Source organism: Tardiphaga sp. 20_F10_N6_6, from assembly GCF_052076045.1.
Lineage (GTDB): Bacteria > Pseudomonadota > Alphaproteobacteria > Rhizobiales > Xanthobacteraceae > Tardiphaga > Tardiphaga robiniae.
Genome location: NZ_CP197239.1, coordinates 721027 through 746118, shown reverse-complemented (window position 1 = coordinate 746118; position 25092 = coordinate 721027). Strand labels below are relative to the sequence as shown.

The following is a 25092-nucleotide window of genomic DNA, read 5'->3' as shown; positions in this document are numbered from 1 at the left end:
TGTAATTATGGGCAAATGGGACTACCTGCTGCCTCTCAATAAGGCAGATCGAATATGCAACAGGCCGCCGCGCCCAAAATCTCCTTTGTCTCGCTGGGATGCCCGAAGGCCCTGGTGGATTCCGAGCGCATCATCACGCGCCTGCGGGCCGAAGGTTACGAACTCGCCCGCAAGCACGACGGCGCCGACATCGTCATCGTCAACACCTGCGGCTTTCTCGACAGCGCCAAGGCAGAGTCGCTAGGCGCCATCGGCGAAGCCATGGCGCAGAACGGCAAGGTCATTGTCACCGGCTGCATGGGCGCCGAGCCCGAGCAGATCGAAGCCGCCTATCCCAACCTGCTGTCGATCACCGGCCCGCAGCAATACGAAAGCGTGCTCGACGCCGTGCACCGCGCGCTGCCGCCGGTGCACAATCCGCATATCGATCTCGTGCCGCCGCAGGGCATCAAGCTGACGCCGCGGCACTACGCCTATCTGAAAATTTCCGAAGGCTGCAACAACCGCTGCACCTTCTGCATCATCCCGAAGCTGCGCGGTGATCTGGTCTCGCGTCCGGCCAACGAAGTCCTGTTAGAGGCCGAGAAGCTGGTGAAGGCGGGCGTCAAGGAATTGCTGGTCGTGTCGCAGGACACCTCGGCTTACGGCGTCGATATCAAATATGCGACGAGCCCGTGGAAGGATCGCGAGGTCCGCGCCAAGTTCTACGATCTGGCGAAAGAGCTCGGCGAACTCGGCGCCTGGGTGCGGCTGCAATATGTTTACCCGTATCCGCATGTCGACGAAGTCATCGGCTTGATGAATGCCAACAAGAATGTGCTGCCCTATCTCGACATCCCGTTCCAGCATGCCGCTCCGGACGTGCTCAAGGCGATGAAGCGCCCGGCGGCGCAGGACAAGACGCTCGGCCGCATCAAGAAGTGGCGCGAGGAATGCCCCGATCTCACACTGCGCTCGACCTTCATCGTCGGCTTCCCCGGCGAGACCGAAAGCGATTTCCAGTATCTGCTCGACTGGCTGGAAGAGGCACAGATCGACCGCGTCGGCGCGTTCAAATACGAGTCCGTAGCGGGCGCGACTTCGAACGCCATCGCCAATGCGGTGCCGGAAGAGATCAAGCAGCAGCGCTGGAATGCGCTGATGGAGCGTCAGCAGAAGATTTCCGCGCGCCGTCTGAAGCGCAAGGTCGGAACGCGCCAGCAGATCATCATCGACGAGGTCGGCCCGACCGTGTCGAAGGGCCGCTCGAAGGCGGACGCTCCCGATATCGACGGATCGGTCTATATCACCGCACGCCGGCCGCTGAAGGTCGGCGAGATCGTCACGGCGAAGATCGAACGCGCGGACAATTACGATCTGCACGGGACCGTGGCGGGATTCTAAAGCGATACTGTCTCAGCCGTCATTGCGAGGAGCACTTGCGACGAAGCAATCCAGCACTTTCTCGTCGCACTGGATTGCTTCGCTGCGCTCGCAATGACGACGATCGTTTACACCTTCAAAATCACCGCGCCCGTGGTCTTGCGTGCTTCCAGGTCCACATGCGCCTTGGCCGCATCCTTCAGCGCATAAGCGTGATTGATCGGCACATGCAGCTTGCCGTCGATCACAGCCGAGAACAGCGTGTCGGCGCCCTCCAGCAATTCCGAGCGCTTGGCGACATAGTCATTCAGCTTCGGACGCGTCGCGAACAGCGAGCCGTGATTGTTGAGTTCGGCGATGGCGAATGGCGGCACAGGACCCGACGCGTTGCCGAACGACACCCACATGCCGCGTGGCTTCAGGCATGACAGCGACCCCGGATAGGTAGTCTTGCCAACGCCGTCATAGACGACATCGCAGAGTTCGTTACGGCTGATCTGCTTCACGCGATCGACGAAGTTCTCTTCGTTGTAATAGATGACGTGATCGCAGCCATTGGCCAGCGCCAACTCGCCCTTCTCTTTCGAGCCGACGGTGCCGATCACATGCGCGCCCATGGCCTTGGCCCACTGGCAGGCGAGCAGACCGATGCCGCCCGCTGCGGCGTGGATCAGCACGCGGTGATGCGGCTCGACCTTGAAAGTCTTGTGCAGCAGATACCAGACCGTGAGGCCCTTCAGCATCAGCACGGCTCCCTGCTCGTGGGTGATACGATCGGGCAGCTTCACCAGCCGGTCGGCGGCAAATACGCGCTCGGTGGCATAGCTGCCGAGGGCCGAATAATAGGCGACGCGGTCGCCGGGATGAAAGCCGGTGACGCCCGGACCGACCTCGATCACTTCGCCGGAGGCTTCGTTACCGGCGATGAACGGCAGCTGCGGTGCCTTGTAGAGGCCGCTGCGGAAGTACGTATCGATAAAATTGACACCAATGGCATGCTGGCGGATGCGCACCTCGCCCGCAGCCGGTGCCGGGACTTGCACGTCTTCATAAGTGAGGACTTCGGGTCCACCGATCTCGTGGACGCGGACGGCTTTGGTCATCGTTCAATCTCCCTGAGTGACTTTGGTCTCAAGCGATAACCGACAGTCGCGTGATGTCAACCGGTGCCCGGCTGAGCCCGCTTCCGGCGGTTGCGCTTCGCCAGCACATTGAACAGCTCGACCGCCGCCGAGAACAGGATAGCGAAATAGATGTAACCGCGCGGGATGTGGAATTTGAATCCATCCGCCATCAGCGAGACGCCGATCAGCACCAGGAAGGCCAGCGCCAGCATCTTGGTGGTCGGATATTGCGCTACGAAGCGTGCCACTGGTCCGGACGATACATACATCACCGCACAGGCGATGATGACGGCGGCAACCATGATCTCGATGTCCTGCGCCATGCCGATCGCCGTAATGATGGAGTCGAGCGAGAAAACGAGATCAACGACGATAACCTGCAGGATCACCCACGCAAAGGCGTTCGGTGCCGGCTTCTCGTTGCCGGGTCCCTCGCGCGCCTCGACCTCGGCATGAATCTCGTGCGTTGCCTTGGCGATCAGGAATAGACCGCCACCGATCAGGATCAGATCGCGCCAGGAGAATGCGAGGCCTCTCACCGTGATGACGGGTTCGGTCAGGCCGATCAGCCAGACGAGGACACTCAGCAGGATGATGCGGAACACCAGCGCCAGCGCGAGACCGATCTGGCGTGCGCGGGTGGCCTGCGGCTCCGGCAGCCGCGACACCAGCACCGACAGGAAAATCACATTGTCGATACCAAGTACGATTTCGAGCGCGGTCAGCGTCAAGAGCGCGGCCCAGGCTTCAGGGCTGGAAAACAGTTCGATCATGATTTGGAGGGCCTCATGAGGCGGATGACGGCGTCACCGCAGACAATGTAAAAAGCGATCGCGCAGAGCGCTACCGTAATAGGCAAAGCAACAGCGAAGTTCTGTATCAGCGTGATGACGGCCAGCACAGCCCATATCGCCATCAGCGACAGGTTCAACCGGCGCAGACGCGTCACGCGAACGGGATGCAGCACATGCACCGGCACAAAGGTCAGGACAATCAGCGCCAGCATCGCAAGGCTGGCTATGACGGGTGATGGTTGCAGCAGGAACAGATAGAACGCCGCCCCATTCCACAGTGCCGGAAAACCGCGAAAGTGGTTGTCGTCGGTCTTCATGCGTTTGTCGGCGAAATATAGCGCGCTGGTGACGACGATCCCGGCACCGAGCAACACCGCCGTCCACGGCACCAACAGACCGGAGGCCGCGATCGCATAGGCCGGCACGAACACGTAAGTGAGGAAGTCGACCACGAAATCGAGCGCATCGCCCGACCAATCCGGCAACACGCGGCCGACGTCGAAGTGTCGGGCGATCGGGCCATCGAGCCCGTCAATGATCAGCGCCAAACCGAGCCAGCCGAACATCACAGCCCATTCGCCGCGCACGGCGCTCATCATGGCAATGAGTGCCACGCCGGCACCGAGCGCAGTAAAGATGTGAACCGAGAACGCCGCCGCGCGCGCGGATCGTGATGACGATGGGAGTTGGTCCGGACTCGAAGCGGTCATGTGCCAGGAATTGCTAGCAGGAATCCGCCCGATTTGCACAGGCGCCGATGCGGCACTCGGCCGCCCGACACTGCGGGAACGATTCCGCGGCGCGTAACGGCTTGAAAATACCGGGCCAAAGGCCGATGGTCCGGCCATGACCGAGACCCCTGTTTCCACCTCCATTTATGATGTCGCCGTTGTCGGCGGCGGTCCTGCCGGCCTTGCTGCTGCCCTCGCGCTGGCCGAGACCGGCGCCCGTACCGCCCTCGTCGCCCGCCGCGTCCCCTATGGCGACAACCGCACCACCGCGCTGCTGGGCGGCTCCATCGCGTTTCTGGAAAGCCTCGATGTCTGGCGCCGCTCCGCCGACAAGGCCGCCGCGCTGACGACCATGCGGCTGGTGGACGACACGGGCCGGCTGATCCGCGCGCCCGAAGTCAAATTCGTCTGCAGCGAGATCGGCCTCGAGACCTTCGGCTACAATATCGAGAACCGCGAATTGATGATCGCGCTCGAGGCGCGCGCCGCGGAATTGACCAATCTCATTCGCATCGATGATGAAGCCGATACGGTCACGCCGGATGAGATGCAGGTTCAGGTCCGCATGCGGCAAGGCCAGGTCCTGGTGGCGCGGCTGATCGTCGGCGCCGATGGCCGCCAGTCCCTGTGCCGCGAGGCAGCGGGCATTTCAGTCAAGCGACGCGCGCTTGACCAGACCGCGCTGACCTTCAACATCGCGCATAGCCGGCCGCACAAGAACATGTCGACGGAGTTTCACACCCCCGCCGGTCCCTGCGTGTTCGTGCCCCTGCCCGGCAATCGCTCCAGCGTCGTCTGGGTCAACAAGCCCCGGGATGCCGAGCGCCTGATGGCATTGAGCAACGAGGCATTGTCGGACGCCGCCGAGAAACAATCGCATTCGATCCTCGGCCGGGTTCAGGTCGAGCCGGGTCGACACACGTTCCCGCTGGCAATCGAGCAGCCCGCACAGCTAGCAAAGAACCGCATCGTGCTGGTCGGCGAAGCCGCCCATGTGGTGCCGCCGATCGGTGCGCAGGGTCTAAATCTTGGCCTGCGCGACGCCGGCGATATCGCTGACGTCGTTCGCGATGCCGGCATGAATGGCGCGGATATCGGGGCAGCGCCGGTGCTGGCGCGTTTCGAGCAGATACGCCGCAGCGATATCTCCTCGCGCACCTTTGCCATCGACATGGCCAATAGCTCGCTGCTGAGCGATCTCCTGCCGATGCAGGTGATCCGCGCGGCCGGCATGCATGCGATGGGGTCTATAGGCCCGTTGCGGCGGCTCGCGATGCGCGAGGGCCTGTCGCCATCGTGGCGCAAGAGCTGACGTAACTTGTCTTTCGTAGGATGGGTATAGCGTCTTCGCGAAACCCATCATTCACACGTGCGATAGGTGATGGGTTTCGCTCCGGCGCTTCGCGCCTCCGCTCTACCCATCCTACAAGCGGCTATCCTACGGGAACGCGATCTGGCCGGACTTCAGGAAGTACATCACCGACGTCAGCGTCAGCACGGACACGAAGGTGCCGAGCAGCACCGCGACCGATGCAGGCTCGATCCAGCTGTCGTATTGCCGCGCGATCACGAACACGTTCAGCGCCGGCGGCAATGACGCGAGCAGCACGGCCGTCGCGGCCCATACCGGCGGAAACGGCCCGAGCAATAGCATCAGGCCGAACACGATTAGCGGATGGATGAGCAGCTTGATGAAGATCAGGCCAGGCACCTCCCACGGCACGCGCCCCAGCGGCCGCAAGGCAACCGTCACGCCGAGCGCGAACAACGCAACGGGTGCAGCAGAATTCTGCAGGAACAGCAGCATGCCGTCGACCGCGACTGGCATCTGGATGTGAAACGCCGCAACGAAGGCGCCGAGATAGGCTGCCACGATCAAGGGATGCAGCACGATATGCTTGATGACGATACCGATGGTCGGCAGCAGCGGGCGCTTGTCGCCTGAGGTCAGCGCCATCATCAGCGGCGCGATCGAGAACAGGAAGATGCTGTCGAAACAGAACACCAGTGCGGTTGGCACGGCCGCTTTCGGCCCGAGCACCGCCAGCGCGAGCCCCGGTCCCATATAGCCGATATTGCCGTAGCCGCCGGCGAGCCCCGCCATTCCGGCCTCGCGCATGGTCAGCCGGCCCAGGAATTTACCGGTGCCGACCGACAGGAAGAACGCCGTCGCAGTCGCCAGCGTGGTCCCGATCACAAAGGGCAGATTGTTGAGTTCCTCGAACGGCGTCTTGGCCATGATCCGGAAGAACAGTGCCGGCAGCGACACATACAGAAGGAAAAAGTTCATCCAGGCGAGGCCCGTTTCGGGCAGGTTCTTCACCTTGCCGCAGGCGAAGCCGATGAAGATCAGCCCGAAATACGGCAGTGCAAGATTGAGGACGTCCATCATGTCAGGCGTGTTTTTCTTGGTTCTTGGCCCGGCGGGCGGGATAGCGGGGAGCGGCCTGCGGCTGTCTTAATTCCGTCGTTTGCCTCTAGCATCGGCCACAATCCTGGTCTATTCGACCAGAATGATTAAAGCGCGGACCGCCAAATTCCAGATTGGACAGATCGTCCGCCACCGGATCTTTTCGTTCCGGGGGGTGGTGTTCGACATCGATCCGGAATTCAACAACACCGAAGAATGGTGGCTGTCGATCCCCGAAGACGTCCGTCCGAACAAGGACCAGCCATTTTACCATCTGCTGGCCGAGAATTCTGAGTCGGAATACGTCGCTTATGTCTCCGAGCAGAACCTGCTCCCCGATGAATCCGGCGAGCCGATCCGGCACTCCCAGGTCGCCGAAATCTTCATCAAGGACAAGTCCGGCAGCTACCGGCCGCGCAATCCGTCGCTGAATTAGCCGCTTAACGTTTCACGCGTCTCCCTCGTCCGTCATTGCGAGGAGCACTTGCGACGAAGCAATCCAGCTTTTGGCTTGCTGGATTGCTTCGCTGCGCTCGCAATGACGTGGATGGGTCAACACCTCAACCCAACAAAAAAGGCGCTCATTTCTGAGCGCCTTTTCGTTCGTCTGTTGAACCAGCTTACTTGGCGGCCGGATTGGCCGGAGCCGCCGGTGCTGCACCAGCTGCCGGCTGCTGGGCTTCGAGCTTGGCGCGGGCTTCCGCAGCGCGCTTCTGCAGCTCTTCCTGCAGCTTCTTCTGGGTTTCTTCGAACACCTTCGGATCGGTCGGCGGGCCGTCATAGGCCTTGGCGAATTCGGCCAGCGGCAGCGGCAGCGTCAGCGGTGCGCCGTTGGAGTTGATCGCCTGCACGATCAGGTTCTGGCCCTTCTTCAGATTGGCCAGAAGCTCCGGGGTGACTTCGTAATCGGACATACAGCCGTTGGCGAAGCAGATCACATAGGGGCTCTGCGCCGGGGCATTGCTGTCCACGATCACGCGGGTGCCGTGCACGAGCTGCATGCCGAGCGGCAGCGTCACGCGCAGGATCTTCTTCGGTTCGCCTTCCGGCTCGATGATGACGGCGGCGATGACGGGCTGGCCCGACTCGATGCGGCCGTCCTTGCCGGTGAAGCAGACCTGCTTGGCATTGGCGTCCTGGCCCTTGAGGCAGAACTTGGTCCACGGCGCATAGATCAGCTGAACCTGCTGATCGGCCGGGGGCGCGCCTGCGGCCGGCGCCTGGGCGGCGGGAGCGGCCGGAGCAGCAGCCTTCGGAGCGGCCTTCGGGGCAGCCTTGGGCGCAGCAGCCTTCGGCGCCGCGGCCGGCGGCGCAGCAGGCGCGGGAGCCTGCGCATGCGCAACCGGAGCGATCATCGTGGCGGTCAAGGCCGTCGCCGCCAGAAGCGCGAAGCCCCGCCCGCGCGGCAGAACCGACGCAGCCAAGAGACGGAAATTCATTTCGGAAAACCCTTTCTGAACGGAGGCGCTCATATCCCGGAGGCGGCGCTGACAGACACCCGTTGGCGGGTGTCTCGGTGCCAATTAAGGCCGTTACGTGACAGGCCGCGCCGTCCTCGTCAATTGTCCGCTTTCAATACAGCGGCCGACGAAAAGATCAATGGCGCCAGCCCTATTTGATGCATGGCACAGGTTCGGGGCGGGCAGCCATGGTAAAGTTCCTCTGTGAAATCAACCGAATCAAATCGCACACATGCACAGGGTCTTTCGACCCTGTCCAAGGTGATCGCGGCGCTGGCCTGCTGGACAGCTCTCGCCGGCCCAGTGGCCGATTCCGCACAGGCCGATCCCGGCCACGCGATCGCCATGCACGGCGCCCCGGCCCTGCCAGCCGATTTCAGGCAGATGCCCTATGCCAATCCCGACGCGCCGAAAGGCGGCCGCATGGTCCAGGGCGTGCTCGGCACTTTCGACAGTCTCAATCCCTTCATCGTCCGGGGCATCGCGGTGCCGCAGATGCGCGGCTATGTCATCGAAAGCCTGATGGCCCGCGGCCAGGACGAAGCCTTTACGCTCTACGGCCTGCTCGCCGAGAGCGTCGAAACCGACGATACCAGAAGCTTCGTCACCTTCCGGATCAATCCCCAGGCCAAATTCTCCGACGGCAAGCCCGTCCTGGCTGTAGACGTACTGTTCTCCTGGCAATTGCTGCGCGACAAGGGCCGGCCCAATCACCGGCAGTATTATTCGAAAGTCGCCAAGGCCGAGGCGCTGGATGAGCGCACGCTGCGCTTCGACTTCGGCGGCCAGGCTGATCGCGAATTGCCACTGATCCTCGGCCTGATGCCGGTGCTGCCGAAACACGCCGTCAATCCCGACACGTTCGAGGAAACCTCGATGGCGCCGCCGCTCGGCTCCGGGCCCTATACCGTGACGGCTGTGAAACCCGGCGCGGCGGTGACCCTCACCCGCAATCCCGCCTATTGGGGCCGCGATCTGCCGATCAATCGCGGGCTGTGGAATTTCGACGAGATCCGCCTCGATTACTATCGCGAGGCCAACACCCATTTCGAAGCCTTCAAGCGCGGCCTCTACGACTTCCGCGTCGAGAATGAGCCGCTGCGCTGGCACGACGGCTACACATTCCCTGCCGCCACGTCCGGCGAAGTGATCCGCGACAGCATCAAGACCGGCCTGCCGAAGCCGTCGGAATTTCTGGTGTTCAACACGCGGCGGCCGATGTTCGCCGATATCCGCGTACGTCAGGCGCTGACGCTGCTGTTCGATTTCGAATGGATCAACCGCACCTATTTCTTCGGCCTCTATGCCCGTTCGGCCGGCTTCTTCGCAGGCTCGAATCTCTCCGCTTATATGCACGCCGCGGATGATCGCGAACGGACCCTGCTGCAGCCCTACGCCTCAAATATAGCCGCCAACATTCTCGATGGCAGCTACCGCCTGCCGGTCAGCGATGGTTCGGGCCGTGACCGTCCCGCGCTGCGAACTGCGCTGGCACTGCTCAAGGACGCGGGCTATGAGCTTGTAAACAACGTGCTGCGGCGACAGTCGGACAAAGCGCCCCTCGCCTTCGAGATCCTCGTCACCACCCGCGATCAGGAACGCATCGCGCTGGCCTATGCACGCGATCTCAAGCGCGCCGGCATCATTGCCAATATCCGCTCCATCGATGCCGTGCAGTTCGACCAGCGCCGCATCAATTTCGAATTCGACATGATCCAGAACCGCTGGGACCAGTCGCTGTCGCCGGGCAACGAGCAGTCGTTCTACTGGGGTTCGGAAGCCGCCGATAATCCCGGCACCCGCAACTATATGGGCGCGAAGAATCCCGCGGTCGACGCCATGATCTCCGCCATGCTGGAGGCCCGCGACCACGGTCCCTTCGTCGATGCCGTCCGCGCCATGGACCGCGCGCTGATCGCAGGTTTCTACGCTATCCCGCTCTACTATGTCGGCGAGCAATGGATTGCGCGATGGAATCGGATAGAACGACCTTCGACCATCGCTCTCTCAGGCTATTTGCCGGAGACCTGGTGGGCCAGAACGCTGCCAGCTTCGCCGCCGAACCGGAAGTGACACCGTGACATCACCCACGCCGAACGCCTCGCCCACCCTCGACGGTCTGTTTCGCCGCATCCTCAGCCGGCAGCCGCAGGCGCTGGCGCTGGTCGATCCCGCCGACAAGATGCGTGTCACCACAACGGAACCGCAGCGGCTGACCTTTGCGGACGCTGACCGGGCGATCTCGGCGCTGACGGCGCATTTCATGGAGGCCGGCCTCCCCGCCAATTCGGTCATCGCCGTCCAGTTGCCGAACACCGTCGAATTCGTGCTGACCGTGCTGGCCGCACATCGCGCCGGCCTCGTCGTCGCGCTGCTGCCGCAGCTCTGGCGCCAGGCCGACCTGACCATGGCACTGAATCGCTGCAGTGCGCGTGCCCTGGTGACGTCGAGCAAGATCGATGGCGTCAGCCATGCAGATCTGATCATGAACGCTGCGGCTGAAGCCTTCTCGATCCGCTATGTCGGCGGCTTCGGCAGCGACCTGCCAGAAGGCATGACCCCGCTCGACGCTGTGCTGTCCAGCGAGTTCGTGGAGCCCACGCCCGTGACGCAGGACGCCCGCCGCGCGGCCATCGTCTCCTTCGATGTCACGTCCGATGGCTTCCGCGCAGTGCCGCGCACCCATCTCAACCTGATCTCCGGTGGCCTTGCTGTGTTCCTGGAGAGCGGGATGCCACAGGGCGCCACGATCATGTCGGCGATGGTGCCGTCGTCTTTCGCCAGTATCGCCTCGTCGCTGGTGACCTGGCTGCTCTCTGGCGGCGTGCTCGCTTTGCATCATCCGTTCGACAATGCGGTGCTGGAACGTAGCATCGCTGCCAACGCCTGCGACGTGCTGGTGGCGCCGGCGCCGCTGGCGCAACGTCTCGCCGATGGTGGGTTGCTGGATCGCTCGCCGGTGCTGCGTTATGTGCTCGGCCTCTGGCGCGCGCCTGAACAGGTCGCCGCCTCGCCTGCATGGCCGGGCTCGCAGGCATCGTTCACCGACGTCTATCTGTTCGGCGAAGCCGGTCTGTTCGGCGCCGTCCGCGGCGACGACGGCTTGCCCCTCGCCATCATGCCGGGCCCGCACGGCGCGCCGCGCGCCCAGCAAGGCTCCTCCATTGCCGGCGACATCATCCTGACGCCCAGGGGCACGCTGGGCCTCCGCGGACCTATGGTGCCGGTGCTGGCCTATGCGGCCCAGGCCGACGCCAGCAACGCGCTGATCCCCGCCCAGCCGCTCGATTATGTCGATACCGGCTATATGGCCCGGCTCGACCGTGCGACCGGCGCGGTCAACATCACCGCGCCACCCTCGGGCATCATGGCCGTCGGCGGCTATCGCTTCCTGGCGCAGGACCTCAACGAATGGGCCAAGCGGCTCGGCGAGAACGCGATGCTTACCGCGCTTCCCGATCGGCTCAGCGGCTACCGCCTCGCCGGCCGCGCCAGTAATAACGGCCGCGCCCGCGACGCTCTGACGGAACTCGGCCTCAATCCGCTGATGGTCGAAGCCTTCCGCGACCGCGCCGCCGCCGACTGAGCGAGCAAAAGCGATCCTGAAAATGCGAGCGATCTCATTGACTCTGCATTAAGGACGTCGGGCTAGCCTGCCGCGATCAGTTTCGCGTAGAGGTTCAGCTCAAGCATGTCCGACCAGGCCACGATCGTCGCCGTCTCCAACCAGCAGCCGGCCGCGTTTGCGACAGCCCTGGCGGAGAGCAACATCTTCCCGGTGGTCGATGCGACATGGGCCGAGGCACTGGACGCGGTGGCCCGCGTCCAGCCGGCCGCCGTGATAGTGTCAGCCTCCGCTGATGACATGCCGACCTTCCAGGCGCTGGCCAAGCGCCTCGGCGCGAAGCAGCCTTATGTGCCGCTGATCGCGATCGATCCCGCCACAGACTTGCCGGGCCACGCGATCCCGCTCACGCAGACCGACGGCAATTTCGACCGGCTCAGCGCGCGGCTGCGCAACGCGCTGCGTGTGCGCACGCTGCACGCCACGGTCATGCGACGCCTGACCGCCGAAAACCTGCATCGCATGTCCCTGCAGTCGGACCCGCTCGACGATGCGACGGTGATGCTGATCGGCCGCGGCGGTGGTTATGCCGCGCTGTCGGTTGCGCTCGGCGAACGCGTCGGCGTGGTCGGCGCGCTCAGCATCGAGGCCGCCGCCAAACATCTCAACGCGCGCGACCTCGACGGCATCGTCATCGGCGAAGGCTTCAGCACGCGCGTCGTTGACGCGTTTCTCACTGTCCTCACCGAGGACGCACGCTTCCGCAATCTGCCCGTTGTCGTCACCGTGCCCGGCCTGACGCCGAGCTACGATCTTGCCAATCTCGAAATGGTCGCCGGCGATGCCGACACCGTCGCGGCCACGACGCTGCCGCTGCTGCGCCAGCATGCCTTCGAGGCACGTCTCGGCCGCACCTTGAAGTCGATCGAATCCGACGGGCTGCTCGATCCCGCCACCGGCCTGCTGACGACTGCGGCCTTCGAACGCGACATCGCAACCGCCGTCTATCACACGCAAACCCGCGGCGGCGGATTGTCGATGGCCCGGTTCTCATTCGACAATATCCCGCTGCGCGCACAGCGCGACGCTGCGCGGATCATCAGCCGGCTGATGCGGCGGATGGACTTCGGCACGCTGCAGAGTGACGGCTCGATCGTGGTCGCCTTCGCCGAAACCGACCAGCGCAACGCCCATATGATCGCCAGGCGGCTCTCCAGCGTGATGAAGCACACCATGCACGGACCCAAGCGCGATGCGCGCAACGATCCCCACGTCACGGTGATCACGATGGAGCCAACGGATACCGCAAAGTCGCTGCTGGCGCGCCTGCATGGCGAGGACGCGCAGCGCGCAGCGTCTTAGTTCCAGAAATAAAATCAGGAACGAAGTATCGAACGTCGCATTGTAGGTGCATCTACAATGGAGACAACGATAATGAAAAAGCTCGCACTGATCACCGCTTCCCTCGCCCTTCTCGCCACGCCGGTTCTCGCGCAGTCGACAGTCACGACGGGTGCTGCGCCCGCCGAGGCAAAATTCTCGACCGTCTCCAAGGAGGAGATGTTCTCGTCCAAGCTCAAGGGCCTGAACATCACCAACCAGAAGGACGAGACCATCGGCGAGATCAGCGATCTCGCGATCAAGAACAATCAGGTCGACGCGCTGATCCTGTCGGTCGGCGGCTTCCTCGGCATGGGCGAACACTATGTCGCGGTCTCGCCCGCGTCGGTGAAGGTGAGCCTGAACAAGGACAACAAGTGGGTGGCGTCGATGAACACCACCAAGGAAGCGCTGAAGGCCGCTCCGGAATTCAAGTATCCGAAGTAAGCGTCGCGTAGTTCAACGAACGGCCGTCGGCAGCAATGCCGGCGGCTGGCTTGTTTTGCGGCATGCTCTGTCCTCATCCTGAGGAGCCGCACTTTGGCGGCGTCTCGAAGGATGCGTGTTCGGCGCTGACTTCGCAGCCATCCTGAGGAGCAGCGCCATCGGCGCTGCTCCTCAGGATGAGGACGGAGCGAAAGCGCCTACGCCGCCTTCTTGCTCTCCGCGAGCCCCGCCAGAGCGCGCAGGATTTCCGTTGCACCTTCGAGACGTTCTTCCGGCGTTCCCCAATCCTGCAGGAACACCACCTTCATGTCCGGGCGAACCTTCGCGGCCTGACCATATTGCTTGATGAAGAATACCAGTCTGTCCGGCTGTGCGAACGAGTTGTCGCGGAACGAGATCACAACGCCCTTCGGACCGGCATCGACCTTCTCGACATTGGCGCGGCGGCAATAGGCCTTGATGGCCGCGATCTTGAACAGATAACGGACCTCGTCGGGCAGCACGCCGAAACGGTCACGCAGCTCTGCGGCGAAGGCAGCGATCTCGTCATCGGTCTCGAGATCGGCGAGTCGACGATACAGCGACAGACGGACCGCAAGATCGGCGACAAAGTCGTCGGGGATCATCACCGGCATGCCGAGCGTGATGGTCGGCGACCACCTGTCGGCGATTGGCTCGGAGATACCCGACTTGAGCGCCAGGATCGCCTCCTCCAGCATCGATTGATACAGCTCGAAGCCGACTTCCTTGATGTGGCCGGACTGCTCTTCGCCGAGCAGATTGCCGGCGCCGCGGATATCCAGATCGTGCGAGGCGAGTTGGAAGCCGGCGCCTAGGTTCTCCAGCGACTGCAGCACCTTCAGCCGGCGTTCCGCCTGCCCGGTGATCTTGTGCGTCGACGGCAGCGTGAACAGCGCATAGGCGCGCAGCTTCGAGCGGCCGACGCGGCCACGCAGCTGATAGAGCTGCGCGAGACCGAACATGTCGGCGCGGTGAATGATCAGCGTGTTGGCGTTGGGAATATCGAGACCCGACTCCACGATCGTGGTGGACAGTAGAATGTCGTATTTGCCGTCATAGAAGGCCGACATGATGTCCTCGATGACCGTCGGCGCCATCTGGCCATGGGCCACGGCGACCTTCATCTCCGGCACATGCTTGTCGAGAAAGTCCTTCACCTCGGCGAGGTCGTCGATGCGCGGCACCACATAGAACGCCTGACCGCCGCGATAGCGCTCGCGCAGCAGCGCTTCGCGGATCATCAGGGGATCGTGCGGCGCCACGAAGGTCCGCACGGCGAGGCGATCGACCGGCGCCGAGGCAATGATCGACAGATCGCGCACGCCGGTGAGTGCGAGTTGCAGCGTACGCGGGATCGGCGTCGCGGACAGCGTCAGCACATGGACATTGGCGCGGAGCTGCTTCAGCCGCTCCTTATGCGTCACGCCAAAGTGCTGCTCCTCGTCGACCACGACGAGGCCGAGGTCCTTGAACTTGATCGACTTGCCGAGCAGCGCATGGGTGCCGACGACGATGTCGATGGAGCCGTCGGCGAGGCCCTTCTTGGTCGCCGTCAGCTCTTTCGGCGCGACCAGCCTTGAGGCCTGCGCGACATTCACCGGAAAGCCCTTGAAGCGCTCGGTGAAGTTCTTGGCGTGCTGACGCGCCAGCAGCGTGGTCGGCACCACGACGGCGACCTGCTTGCCTTCCATGGCGACGGCGAAGGTGGCGCGCATGGCCACTTCCGTTTTGCCGAAGCCGACATCGCCGCAGATCAGGCGATCCATGGGCTTGCCATGTTCGAGATCGTGCAGCGCGGCGTTGATCGCGGTCTGCTGGTCCTCGGTTTCCTCATAGGGAAAGCGCGCGCAGAACTCGTCATACTGCTCGCGCGGTACGACGATCCGCTCGGTCTCGCGCAGATGCCGTTCGGCCGCGATCTTGATGAGTTCGCCGGCAATTTCCTGGATGCGGTTCTTGAGCTTGGCCTTGCGTGCCTGCCAGCCGGAACCGCCGAGCTTGTCGAGTTCGACATTGGCCGCGTCGGAGCCATAGCGCGACAGCAGTTCGATATTCTCGACCGGCAGAAACAGCTTGGTCTCGTTGGCGTAGCGCAGCTCGAGACAGTCATGCGGCGCGCCGCCGACCTGCAGCGTCTGCAGCCCGACGAAACGGCCGATGCCGTGCTCCACATGGACCACGATGTCGCCGGCCGCGAGGCTCGTCACTTCCGAGATGAAGTTGTCGAGCTTGCGGCTCGCCTTGCGCGGCCGCACCAGACGGTCGCCGAGGATGTCCTGTTCGCTGATGACCGCGATCTGGTCGGTCTCGAAACCGGATTCCATGCCGACCACGGCCAGCATGGTCTCGTTGCGCGGCGTCGCCTGCACCACGCGCCAGGAATTCACCATCTGCTGGTTCAGCAGCTTGTGATCCTTCAACATGCTCGCCATGCGGTCGCGCGAGCCCTCGCTCCACAGCGCGACGACGACCTTCTTGCGCTCTGCTTGCAGCGCCTGAATATGCGCGACCACGCGCTCGAACACATTCACATTGGCGTCGGCGCGTTCCGGCGCGAAGTTGCGGCCTGCCCGTGCGCCCGCGTCGACCACGCCCGGCGTGCCGTCCGGCACGGCGAACGGCGACAACCGCGCCATTGCGAGATCTTCCAGCCGTTTGTGCCACTCGCCGTCGGTCAGATAGAGCCGGTCCGGCGGCAGCGGCTTGTAGATCGCACCGCCGCCCGGCGTGCCCATGACCTCGCGGCGCGCCTCGTAATAATCGCCGATCTGCTTGAAGCGTTCGGTCGCTGCATCTTCGCCCTGCGGCTCGATGGCAACCGGCGTGCCCGGCAGGTAGTCGAACAGCGTGTCCATCCGGTCCTGGAACAGCGGCAGCCAGTGCTCCATGCCGGGATGACGGCGGCCTTCGCTGACCGCTTCATAAAGCTGGTCGTCGCGCTCCGGCGCGCCGAATTGCGCGACATAGCCCATGCGGAAGCGGCGGATGGTTTCGGTGATGAGCTGGAATTCCGACACCGGCACCAGATCCAGCGCGCGCATATCCATCAGCGTGCGTTGCGTCTCGGCATCGAAGGCCCGGATCGATTCCAGACTGTCGCCGAAGAAGTCGAACCGCACGGGCTGGTCGAGGCCCGCCGGAAACAGATCGAGGATGCCGCCGCGCACGGCATATTCGCCGGGCTCCCGCACGGTGCCGGAGCGGGTGTAGCCGTTGTGTTCGAGCCAGGCGACGATGGAGTCCATCGGCACCACATGGCCGGGCGCGACCGACAGCGCCTGCGCCGCGACGATCTCGCGGGCCGGCACGCGCTGGACGACGGCGTTGACCGTCGTCAGCACGATCATCGGCTTGTCGCTGCCGGTGAGGCGCGACAGCCGCGCCAGCGTGGTCATGCGATGCGCGAGAATGCCGCCATGGGGCGAGACCCGGTCGTAAGGCTGGCAGTCCCAGGCCGGGAATTGCAGCACCGGCAAATCCGGCGCGAAGAATTCCAGCGAGCGCGCGAGCTGCTGCATGCGCGGCCCGTCACGGCAGATCACCGTGAGGCTCACCGCCGGCGGCTTCGGCTTGGCCGCAACCGCGCGTGCCAGATCGGCAACGATCAGGCCTTCGGCACCCTCGGCGACATTGGCAAAGGTCAGCGCACGGCTGGGCGCAAGCTGCGCGGCCGGCGAGGCAACGGGGGATTTCATAGAGGCTTGTCCAGATTCCGGAACAGCTTGATGCGCTCGAACAGCGGCGTGCGGTACTGCTCGTCCAATTGGGTATCACCGACAAAGGCCGGATAAAGCTCGGGGTCTTCGAGGCCGATCAGGTCTTCGAGCTGCTTGAGTTCGAGGTCCGCCAGAATGCCGATCTCGGCATCCGCAAAGCGGCCCAGAATGAGATCCATCTCGCGCGTGCCGCGGTGCCAGCAGCGGAACAGCAGCCGCTTGCGGCGGTCATCCAGGCCGTTGCTCGATCGTGTCGTTCCCGTCATCTGTCCATCCCGCCCAAAGCCGCAAACGCAGAAAGCCCGGACGTGCCGGGCAGGCTCATATAGCCTTCGCTTCCGCCCCTGTCAGCACCTCATAACGCATTGCTTTCGCCTTGAAATGCATCCAAGTCTCGCAAATACCGTAGCTCTCTCGCCGTGCTGGCCACCTGAGTCGTCCTGATGCGCCCTGAAGTGCTCAATCCCCTGTTCGTCCCGGTCACCAGCATGTCGGGCATCGGGCCGAAGCAGGACAAGCTGCTGCGCTTCCTGCTGGACCGCGCCGAGACGCCGCGCATCGTTGATCTGCTGCTGCATCTGCCGGTGAGCGTGATCGACCGCCGCGACAGGCCGAAGATCAACGAGGCCGAGATCGGCGCCATGGTGACCCTCGAAGTCATTGTCGATCGCCATCGCGAACCGCCGCCCGGCCGTTCCCGCGCGCCGCATCTGGTCTATGCCCATGACGACACCGGCACGGTGATCCTGACCTATTTCCGGACGTATCCGGGCCAGATCGAAAAGCTGCTGCCGGTCGGCGAGAAGCGCTACGTCTCCGGCACAACACAGCTGTTCGACGGCATGCTGCAAATCACCCATCCCGACCGCGTGGTCGACGAGGAAGGCTTCGCCAAACTCACGGGCATCGACGCGGTCTATCCACTGACCCAGGGCCTCGCCATCACCTCACTGCGTAAGGCCATCGCGCAGGCGCTGACCAAGCTGCCGGCGCTGCCGGAATGGATCAGCCCGGAAGTGATCCGGCGCTGCAAGTTCCCGTCGCTGGCGGAGGCGTTGCAGCGCGTCCATATCCCGCTCGAGATCACTGACGTCCTGCCGGAAGGGCCGTTCTGGTCGCGTCTCGCTTTCGATGAATTGCTCGCCGGCCAACTGGCACTGGCGCTGGTGCGCGCGCAGCTCCGTCGTCCCGCCGGCGATCGCAATGCTGGCGATGGCCACATCCGCCGCAAGATCATCGACGCCCTGCCCTATGCGCTGACGCAATCGCAGCAGCAGGCGACCGCAGCCATTGCCGATGATCTCACCAAGCCGCTGCGCATGCTGCGGCTGCTGCAAGGCGATGTCGGCTCGGGCAAGACCGTCGTGGCGCTGCTTGCCGCTGCGGCCGCCGCCGAGGTCGGCAAGCAGACAGCCTTGATGGCGCCGACGGAAATTCTCGCGCGCCAGCACATCAAGACCATCACGCCGCTGGCCGAGCGCGCGGGCCTGCGCGTCGCCATCCTCACCGGCCGCGAGAAAGGCCGCGAGCGCAAGGATATCCTGGCGCGGCTCGCCGCCGGCGAGATCGACTTCATTGTCGGCACGCATGCGCTCATTCAGGACGACGTCGAATTCAAGGCGCTGGCACTGGCCGTGGTCGACGAGCAGCACCGCTTCGGCGTCCGCGAACGTCTCACGCTGACCAACAAGGGTAGCGCGGTGGATGTGCTGGTGCTGTCGGCGACGCCGATCCCACGCACGCTGGTGCTGACCTATTTCGGCGACATGGACATTTCCGAACTGCGCGAAAAGCCCGCCGGCCGTCAGCCGATCGAGACCCGCACCATGTCGGCGAGCCGGCTGCAGGACGTCATCGACGGCATCGGCCGCGCGGTGGACAACGGCAAGCTGATCTACTGGATCGTGCCGCTGGTCGAAGAGTCCGAAATGGACGGCCCGAAACTCACCAATGCGGAAGAGCGCTTCGAGAGCCTGCAGCAGCGGTTCGGTGACAAGGTTGGGATCGTGCATGGCCGGATGAAAGGCACTGAAAAGGATGCGGCGATGGCGCGCTTCGCTGCCGGCGAGACGCAGATCCTCGTCGCCACCACGGTGGTCGAAGTCGGTGTCGACGTACCCGCCGCCACCATCATGGTAATCGAGAATGCCGAGCGTTTCGGCCTCGCGCAGTTGCATCAGCTCCGCGGCCGTATCGGGCGCGGCTCCGAGGCGTCCACATGCCTCCTGCTCTATCGCGAGCCGCTCGGCGAGATCGCCACCAAGCGCCTCAAGGTGATCAAGGACTCCACTGACGGTTTTCGCATTGCCGAGGAAGACCTCAAGCTGCGCGGCGAAGGCGACGTATTGGGAACGCGTCAGAGCGGCATGCCCGGCTTCCGCATCGCGCGGTCGGAGGTTCATGCACAGCTGATCACGCAGGCGCGCGACGAAGCGCTGCGGATCCTGCAGGACAATCCGAAACTCACGGGCGAGCGCGGCGAGGCGCTGCGGTGCTTGCTGTATCTCTATGAACGCGACGAGGCGATCCCGCTGATCGGTGCCGGATAGCCGCCGGAAATCCCAAAGTGTCCATCGTCATTCCGGGGCGCAGGAAGCGGCGCAGCCGCGTAGTGCGAACCCGGAATCTCAGAGTGTTTGGCGCTGACTAGAGACTCCCATGCTGGGATTCCGGGTTCGCCTGCGCGAAGGCGCGCAGCCGCCCCGGAATGACAGTATGGGGCGGCAAGACAGCGCTAAACATTTTTTCCTACCCTCCATTGACGCCATCCCTATCAGGTTTATATTCCCCTCTGTCCTGCCCCACCGAGAGGGGCGATCGCGATCGTCACGTTCGCGGGGTGGGATGCGGTGGACGCCGGAGATGCGGCGTCACGCGGTTCATGGGGGACGTCTGTCTTCGGGCAGGACGGATCTGCGCCAGCACTGCCACTGGCAAGGAGACGGCCGGCCTTGGGATGGAAAGACCCCTGGACAGTGTGACGGACGACCAAGTCAAAACGCGTTCGGCTTACTCGCTTGAGGCTCCCTTCCCATCGCCTTGGGACTTTAATTCGCGATCGGCGCGTTCGTCGAGGCAAAGTGCAAGCAACCGAAAAAACACCGCAGGCGGAACGTCGGGCACTGGCTCGGCGCCTCCGAAAGTCCTGATGCACTCTCAATTGCGGAAGACCGCATCGCATCAGGCCCAAGGGTGCAACGGGCACCTGGCGTTCCGCACGCCCTCTCACAAGAGGGTGGGAATGCAAAGGACGACGGCGCCCCCGCGCCGCAAACAATGGGGGTGATGACGCATGTCTGAAGCGCAGTGGCTGTTTGACAGTTGAATCTGAACTAGCGTGACGCGCGAACGCCAAACCAAACGCCGTCATGCCCGGCGCATGCCGGGTATCCACGCCTTGGCGACGTCCACAGCAAGGCGTGGATGGCCGGAACAAGTCCGGCCATGACGACCGAGAGCGTTACGAGGCATCGATTGATAGGTTTCGCGAAGACGCTCATCCCATCAACAAAGCCGTGGTGCCTCAATCCACCTGTGCTGGCTGCTTCGCTGGCGGAGCATTCGCGATACCCGCTGCCGTTGCCATCTGCGCCAATGCTGCGATCTTCTTCTGCGAATCTGAACCTGGCTGGACGACGCCCGCCGACATAATCAGCGTCGCGGCATCCTCAGCGGACATGTCGATGTCGATGATCTTGCTTTTCGGTACATAGAAGAAGAATCCCGTCGTCGGATTCGGCGCGCAGGGCAGGAACACTGAGATGTGCTCCTCCTGCCCCGGCAGGCTCTTCGCGACTTCGGTGCTCGGCGGCTGCGAGATCAGCACGATCGACCACATGCCCGGCGACGGAAACTCGACGAGGCCTACTTTACGGAAACTCGATCCCGAACCCGAGAACAGCGTCTCGAACACCTGCTTCAGCCCGCGATAGATCGCGCGCACCACCGGCATGCGGCCGAGCAGGTTCTCGCCGAGATCGACCAGCGAGCGGCCGATCAGGTTGGCGGTGAGGAAACCCAGCAGGGTCAGCGCCACGAAAGCGACGATCAGGCCGGAGCCCGGAATACCGTAAGGCAGGTACTGTTCGGGCCGATAGGCCTCCGGTACCAGCGGCCGCACGATTGCATCGACCCAGGTGACGAACCACCAAGTGAGGTAAAAGGTAATCGCGACCGGACCGGCAACGATCAGACCGGTGAGGAAATAGTTGCGGATCCGGGCCATGAAGCCGCGCGGCGCCTCGGGCGGCGGGTCGCCAACGGGCGGGGTCAACGGCAAATCGGGGCGTTCCATCAGCGTTTCAAATCCATCTGGCGCGGCGCGCGAAACCGCGCCGTCAGTCCTTATGGGTATCCTAGCAGGATTTCGCCAGTGCGGGGGAAGCCACTTGGCGGCGCCAGGCGGCCAAACCGGCCGCCTGCGACAATCTTGCCGCCTCGCCGGCCTATTCCACCGTGACCGACTTGGCCAGATTGCGGGGCTGGTCGACGTCAGTGCCCATCACCACGGCGGTGTGATAGGCGAGCAACTGCACCGGCACGGCATAGACCAGCGGCGTGAAGGCTGCGTCCATGTCCGGCATCACAATGGTCACCATGGAGTCCACGGTGGCCTCCTCCGCGCCCTTGGCGTCGGTCATCAGAATGATGTTGCCACCGCGCGCTGCGACCTCCTGCATGTTCGACACGGTCTTGTCGAACACCCGGTCATAAGGCGCGATCACGACCACCGGCATGGTCTCGTCGATCAGCGCGATCGGGCCGTGCTTGAGTTCGCCGGCCGCATAGCCCTCGGCATGGATGTAGGAGATTTCCTTCAGCTTCAGCGCGCCCTCCAGTGCCAGCGGATAACTGGTGCCACGGCCGAGATAAAGCACGTCCTTCGACTTGGCGATGTCGCGCGCCAGCTTCTCGATCGCAGCTTCGTGCGTCAGCGCGTCGGTCATCAGACGGGGGACCTTGACGAGACCGTGAACCAGTTTGGCTTCGTCGGCGTCGGACAGCTCGCCGCGGGCCTTGCCGGCTGCGATCGCAAGCGTCGCAAGCGCCATCAGCTGGCAGGTGAAAGCCTTGGTCGAGGCCACGCCGATTTCCGGACCAGCCAGCGTCGGCATCACGGTCTCGCTCTCGCGCGCGATCGTCGAGGTCGTGACGTTGACGACAGCGAGCGTGTGCATGCCCTGCTCTTTGGCGTAACGCAGCGCTGCCAGCGTATCGGCCGTCTCGCCGGACTGTGAGATGAAGATTGCCAGATCGCCCTTGCGTACCGGCGCTTCGCGATAGCGGAATTCAGATGCCACATCGACTTCGACCGGCACGCGCGCAAAGCGTTCGAACCAGTATTTAGCGATAAAACCCGCGTAGCTCGCAGTGCCGCAGGCGGTGATCGAAATGCGCTGGATGTCCTTGAAGTCGAACGGCAGCGTCATCGGCAGCGCAACGCGCTCGTTCGCCAGATCGACATAACGCGCCAGCGTGTGACCGACAACTTCCGGCTGCTCGTGAATTTCCTTGGCCATGAAGTGGCGATAGTTGGCCTTGTCGACCATAAAGGCCGACGCGCCGGATTTCAGCACGTCGCGCTTCACGACCTTGCCGGATTCATCGTGGATCTCGCAGCCCTTGCGGGTCAGCACCACCCAGTCGCCGTCTTCGAGATAGCTGATGTCGTCGGTGAACGGCGCCAGCGCAATCGCGTCGGAGCCAAGATACATCTCGCCGTCACCATAGCCGACTGCAAGCGGCGAGCCCTTGCGGGCGCCGATCATCAGGTTGTCGTGATCCTTGAACACGAAAGCCAATGCGAACGCGCCTTTCAGGCGCGGCAGCGCCTGCTTCACAGCTTCGACCGGCGATGCGCCCTTCTGCAGATAGAAACTGACGAGATGCGCGACGACTTCGGTGTCGGTCTCGCTGGCAAATTTGGCGCCGCCCTTTTCGAGCTCGAGGCGCAATTCGCGGAAATTCTCGATGATGCCGTTGTGCACGACCGCGACGCCTTCGGCGGCGTGCGGATGCGCGTTGGCTTCGGTCGGCTTGCCATGCGTCGCCCAGCGTGTGTGACCGATGCCGATATGACCTGCGAGCGGCGACTTGCCGAGCTTGGCTTCGAGATTCTTCAGCTTGCCTTCGGCGCGGCGGCGATCGATATGCGCGCCTTCCAGCGTGGCGACGCCAGCGGAATCGTAGCCGCGATATTCGAGGCGCTTCAGCGAGTCCACGATCTGGTCAGCAACCGGACCACGTCCCAAAATTCCGACGATGCCGCACATGCGGGGTTATCTCTCCAAGTGGTATCAAATTGCCCAGAAATACTGGAACTCTCTTAGCGAGAATCGCAAATCGACTGTTACTCAATAATTATTGCCGATTGAGACAAGTTACCGCGGTTGTAGGGGCATTTTGCGCGACGCGTTTAACAAACCATCAACGTGTTTGCGAAAGCATCTACCCCTGACCGGAGTAGACGTCCATGTGGGAGGAGCGAGACCCGAGAGCCCCCCGATCGATCGCCGGATCACGGCTGCGACATGTCGAGATGTCGCAGAGCAAACTGGCGCATTGGCCGCCGCCGCAGCGTGATATTGCGGTCAAACCGCATGTCGCCGAGCCCCATACGCCGCAGGAAGAAATTGTCGCCAAGCGCCCTATCCGCCGTGGTTGGCACCTGAAGACCCCAGTGACCTGACGTCATCGAGAACACCGCGCGCTCACTTCGGCTTCTTGTTCGCCGCGTTCTTGTCGCGGAAGCGTTTGCCCCAGCCTTCCTTCATCGACACTTCGTTGCGCTCTACCGCAAGCGCATCGTCCGGCACATCGCGGGTGATCACTGAGCCCGAACCGATGTAAGCGCCGGTCCCGATCCTCACTGGTGCGACCAGCGACGAATTCGAGCCGACAAAGGCGCCGGCGCCGATGACCGTCTTGTGCTTGTTGAAACCATCGTAATTGCAGGTGATCGTGCCTGCGCCGATATTGGCGCCGGCGCCGATATGCGTGTCGCCGACATAGGTCAGGTGGTTGACCTTCACGCCCGCTTCCAGAATGGCCGCCTTGGCCTCAACGAAGTTGCCAATGCGCGCCCCCTCGCCGACCGACGTTCCCGGCCGGATGCGTGCGTAAGGACCGATCGAGGCCTTCTTGCCGATGGCCGCCTGCACGATGTGCGAGAAAGCGTGAATGACAGCGCCGTCGGCGATACTGACGCCGGGCCCGATCACCACATACTGCTCGATGGTGACGTCGTTGCCGAACGTCGTATCGGCAGCGAGATGCACGGTCTCCGGTGCGACGATGGTTACGCCCGCATCCAGCGCAGCCTTGCGCAGCCGCGCCTGCATGATCGCTTCGGCTTCCGCGAGCTGCGCCTTGGTGTTGATGCCGCGGACTTCATCCTCACTGGTCTCGATCACACTCGCCCGCAAGCCCATGCTGCGCACGATCTCGACGGCGTCGGTGAGATAGTATTCGCCCTTGCTGTTGGACGTGCCGATCTGCTCGATGATCGTGAGCGCGGTCTTGCCGGCGAAGGCCATCACTCCGGCATTGCAGAGATCCACCTTGCGTTCGGCCGGTGTGGCATCCGCATGTTCACGGATCGCGACCAGTTGATCAGCTTCGACCAGGAGCCGGCCATAACCGGTCGGATCGGCCGCGCGAAAGCCGAGCACGGTCAGCGCAGCGCCTGCAGCCAAGGGCGCACGCAAACGCTCGAACGTCTCGGCCAAAATCAGCGGCGTGTCACCGAAGGCGATCAGCAGATAGTCCGCGCCCTTTGCAATGGCGTCCTTTGCCGCCAGCACGGCATGGGCGGTGCCGAGACGCTCGTGCTGAACGAATGTTGCGGCATCGGGCCGCACCCGTCTGGCTTCATCCGCCACGTCCTGACGATCGGGACCGACAACGACGGCCAGCGCAGAGCCTGCACCATGAGGCGCCGCCGCGAGCACATGGCCCAGCAGCGACTGGCTGGCGACCTGATGCAGCACCTTCGGCGTCGAGGACCGCATCCGCGTTCCCTCGCCGGCCGCGAGCACGATGGTGAGGCTGGTTCTGCCCGTCATCCGAATCCCCGTTGTGGCG

General features: G+C 63.5%; 19 protein-coding genes. 8 read left to right on the top strand and 11 right to left on the bottom strand.

The window, feature by feature from the left end; genetic code table 11:
- Window positions 1-54: 54 nt before the first annotated feature.
- The gene (rimO, locus tag AB7813_RS03430; RefSeq protein WP_439083471.1) at window positions 55-1383 is read left to right on the top strand and encodes a 30S ribosomal protein S12 methylthiotransferase RimO; all 1329 of its coding nucleotides are present in this window, start codon (window positions 55-57) and stop codon (window positions 1381-1383) included.
- Between the two features lie 107 nt (window positions 1384-1490).
- On the opposite strand, the gene AB7813_RS03425 is transcribed toward rimO, so the two are convergent.
- From AB7813_RS03425 to pcsA, 3 genes are read right to left on the bottom strand one after another with little or no spacing between them, the layout of a single operon-like run.
- Window positions 1491-2465 (bottom strand): quinone oxidoreductase family protein, encoded by a 975-nt coding sequence (locus tag AB7813_RS03425; protein WP_068731670.1) that lies wholly within the window; start codon window positions 2463-2465, stop codon window positions 1491-1493.
- Between the two features lie 56 nt (window positions 2466-2521).
- Window positions 2522-3259, bottom strand: a complete 738-nt coding sequence (locus AB7813_RS03420) for a TerC family protein (RefSeq protein WP_089264384.1) — start codon at window positions 3257-3259, stop codon at window positions 2522-2524.
- On the bottom strand, window positions 3256-3990 hold the full coding sequence (pcsA, locus tag AB7813_RS03415; protein WP_175369102.1) for a phosphatidylcholine synthase: 735 nt from the start codon (window positions 3988-3990) through the stop codon (window positions 3256-3258). Before pcsA ends, AB7813_RS03420 begins: the two co-directional genes overlap by 4 nt.
- 136 nt (window positions 3991-4126) lie before the next feature.
- On the opposite strand from pcsA, the gene AB7813_RS03410 reads away from it, so the two are divergent.
- On the top strand, window positions 4127-5323 hold the full coding sequence (locus tag AB7813_RS03410) for a UbiH/UbiF family hydroxylase (RefSeq protein WP_439083472.1): 1197 nt from the start codon (window positions 4127-4129) through the stop codon (window positions 5321-5323).
- A gap of 126 nt (window positions 5324-5449) precedes the next feature.
- Here AB7813_RS03410 and AB7813_RS03405 read toward each other — a convergent pair whose 3' ends face one another.
- Window positions 5450-6403, bottom strand: a complete 954-nt coding sequence (locus AB7813_RS03405) for an AEC family transporter (protein ID WP_439083473.1) — start codon at window positions 6401-6403, stop codon at window positions 5450-5452.
- A gap of 121 nt (window positions 6404-6524) precedes the next feature.
- Here AB7813_RS03405 and hspQ point away from each other — a divergent pair, with 121 nt between their 5' ends.
- On the top strand, window positions 6525-6857 hold the full coding sequence (gene hspQ / locus AB7813_RS03400) for a heat shock protein HspQ (RefSeq protein WP_089264388.1): 333 nt from the start codon (window positions 6525-6527) through the stop codon (window positions 6855-6857).
- A 184-nt stretch (window positions 6858-7041) separates the two neighbouring features.
- Here hspQ and AB7813_RS03395 read toward each other — a convergent pair whose 3' ends face one another.
- Window positions 7042-7860: an invasion associated locus B family protein gene (locus AB7813_RS03395; protein ID WP_093758618.1), complete on the bottom strand. Its 819-nt coding sequence runs from the start codon at window positions 7858-7860 to the stop codon at window positions 7042-7044.
- A 294-nt stretch (window positions 7861-8154) separates the two neighbouring features.
- Here AB7813_RS03395 and AB7813_RS03390 point away from each other — a divergent pair, with 294 nt between their 5' ends.
- The 4 genes from AB7813_RS03390 (at window position 8155) to AB7813_RS03375 (ending at window position 13273) form a co-directional block, all read left to right on the top strand.
- Window positions 8155-9954: an extracellular solute-binding protein gene (locus AB7813_RS03390; protein ID WP_439084235.1), complete on the top strand. Its 1800-nt coding sequence runs from the start codon at window positions 8155-8157 to the stop codon at window positions 9952-9954.
- A 4-nt stretch (window positions 9955-9958) separates the two neighbouring features.
- Window positions 9959-11467: an AMP-binding protein gene (locus tag AB7813_RS03385; RefSeq protein WP_439083474.1), complete on the top strand. Its 1509-nt coding sequence runs from the start codon at window positions 9959-9961 to the stop codon at window positions 11465-11467.
- A gap of 105 nt (window positions 11468-11572) precedes the next feature.
- A complete protein-coding gene (locus tag AB7813_RS03380; RefSeq protein WP_439083475.1) occupies window positions 11573-12808 on the top strand; it encodes a GGDEF domain-containing protein in 1236 nt (411 codons plus the stop codon).
- Window positions 12809-12880: 72 nt separating this feature from the next.
- A complete protein-coding gene (locus AB7813_RS03375; RefSeq protein ID WP_093758623.1) occupies window positions 12881-13273 on the top strand; it encodes a PRC-barrel domain-containing protein in 393 nt (130 codons plus the stop codon).
- A gap of 197 nt (window positions 13274-13470) precedes the next feature.
- Here AB7813_RS03375 and mfd read toward each other — a convergent pair whose 3' ends face one another.
- Both mfd and AB7813_RS03365 read right to left on the bottom strand, forming a co-directional pair.
- Window positions 13471-16989: a transcription-repair coupling factor gene (gene mfd / locus AB7813_RS03370; protein ID WP_439083476.1), complete on the bottom strand. Its 3519-nt coding sequence runs from the start codon at window positions 16987-16989 to the stop codon at window positions 13471-13473.
- On the bottom strand, window positions 16986-17276 hold the full coding sequence (locus AB7813_RS03365) for an FAD assembly factor SdhE (protein WP_089264393.1): 291 nt from the start codon (window positions 17274-17276) through the stop codon (window positions 16986-16988). The genes mfd and AB7813_RS03365 overlap by 4 nt, the downstream gene beginning before the upstream one ends.
- Before the next feature lie 177 nt (window positions 17277-17453).
- On the opposite strand from AB7813_RS03365, the gene recG reads away from it, so the two are divergent.
- On the top strand, window positions 17454-19559 hold the full coding sequence (recG, locus tag AB7813_RS03360) for an ATP-dependent DNA helicase RecG (protein ID WP_441227883.1): 2106 nt from the start codon (window positions 17454-17456) through the stop codon (window positions 19557-19559).
- A 974-nt stretch (window positions 19560-20533) separates the two neighbouring features.
- On the opposite strand, the gene AB7813_RS03355 is transcribed toward recG, so the two are convergent.
- From AB7813_RS03355 to glmU, 4 genes are all read right to left on the bottom strand, one after another.
- The gene (locus AB7813_RS03355; RefSeq protein WP_374725664.1) at window positions 20534-21307 is read right to left on the bottom strand and encodes a DUF502 domain-containing protein; all 774 of its coding nucleotides are present in this window, start codon (window positions 21305-21307) and stop codon (window positions 20534-20536) included.
- Between the two features lie 148 nt (window positions 21308-21455).
- Window positions 21456-23282 (bottom strand): glutamine--fructose-6-phosphate transaminase (isomerizing), encoded by a 1827-nt coding sequence (glmS, locus tag AB7813_RS03350; protein WP_120289834.1) that lies wholly within the window; start codon window positions 23280-23282, stop codon window positions 21456-21458.
- A gap of 245 nt (window positions 23283-23527) precedes the next feature.
- Window positions 23528-23704: a hypothetical protein gene (locus AB7813_RS03345; RefSeq protein WP_439083478.1), complete on the bottom strand. Its 177-nt coding sequence runs from the start codon at window positions 23702-23704 to the stop codon at window positions 23528-23530.
- A 16-nt stretch (window positions 23705-23720) separates the two neighbouring features.
- Window positions 23721-25073 (bottom strand): bifunctional UDP-N-acetylglucosamine diphosphorylase/glucosamine-1-phosphate N-acetyltransferase GlmU, encoded by a 1353-nt coding sequence (gene glmU, locus AB7813_RS03340; protein ID WP_439083479.1) that lies wholly within the window; start codon window positions 25071-25073, stop codon window positions 23721-23723.
- Window positions 25074-25092: the final 19 nt, after the last annotated feature.

What these genes read in the sequence shown, in the direction of transcription:
- rimO (WP_439083471.1), top strand. Translation starts at nt 55, where the DNA reads ATGCAACAGGCCGCCGCGCCCAAAATCTCCTTTGTCTCGCTGGGATGC.
- AB7813_RS03425 (WP_068731670.1), bottom strand. Translation starts at nt 2,465, where the DNA reads ATGACCAAAGCCGTCCGCGTCCACGAGATCGGTGGACCCGAAGTCCTC.
- AB7813_RS03420 (WP_089264384.1), bottom strand. Translation starts at nt 3,259, where the DNA reads ATGATCGAACTGTTTTCCAGCCCTGAAGCCTGGGCCGCGCTCTTGACG.
- pcsA (WP_175369102.1), bottom strand. Translation starts at nt 3,990, where the DNA reads ATGACCGCTTCGAGTCCGGACCAACTCCCATCGTCATCACGATCCGCG.
- AB7813_RS03410 (WP_439083472.1), top strand. Translation starts at nt 4,127, where the DNA reads ATGACCGAGACCCCTGTTTCCACCTCCATTTATGATGTCGCCGTTGTC.
- AB7813_RS03405 (WP_439083473.1), bottom strand. Translation starts at nt 6,403, where the DNA reads ATGATGGACGTCCTCAATCTTGCACTGCCGTATTTCGGGCTGATCTTC.
- hspQ (WP_089264388.1), top strand. Translation starts at nt 6,525, where the DNA reads ATGATTAAAGCGCGGACCGCCAAATTCCAGATTGGACAGATCGTCCGC.
- AB7813_RS03395 (WP_093758618.1), bottom strand. Translation starts at nt 7,860, where the DNA reads ATGAATTTCCGTCTCTTGGCTGCGTCGGTTCTGCCGCGCGGGCGGGGC.
- AB7813_RS03380 (WP_439083475.1), top strand. Translation starts at nt 11,573, where the DNA reads ATGTCCGACCAGGCCACGATCGTCGCCGTCTCCAACCAGCAGCCGGCC.
- AB7813_RS03375 (WP_093758623.1), top strand. Translation starts at nt 12,881, where the DNA reads ATGAAAAAGCTCGCACTGATCACCGCTTCCCTCGCCCTTCTCGCCACG.
- mfd (WP_439083476.1), bottom strand. Translation starts at nt 16,989, where the DNA reads ATGAAATCCCCCGTTGCCTCGCCGGCCGCGCAGCTTGCGCCCAGCCGT.
- AB7813_RS03365 (WP_089264393.1), bottom strand. Translation starts at nt 17,276, where the DNA reads ATGACGGGAACGACACGATCGAGCAACGGCCTGGATGACCGCCGCAAG.
- recG (WP_441227883.1), top strand. Translation starts at nt 17,454, where the DNA reads ATGCGCCCTGAAGTGCTCAATCCCCTGTTCGTCCCGGTCACCAGCATG.
- glmS (WP_120289834.1), bottom strand. Translation starts at nt 23,282, where the DNA reads ATGTGCGGCATCGTCGGAATTTTGGGACGTGGTCCGGTTGCTGACCAG.
- AB7813_RS03345 (WP_439083478.1), bottom strand. Translation starts at nt 23,704, where the DNA reads ATGACGTCAGGTCACTGGGGTCTTCAGGTGCCAACCACGGCGGATAGG.
- glmU (WP_439083479.1), bottom strand. Translation starts at nt 25,073, where the DNA reads ATGACGGGCAGAACCAGCCTCACCATCGTGCTCGCGGCCGGCGAGGGA.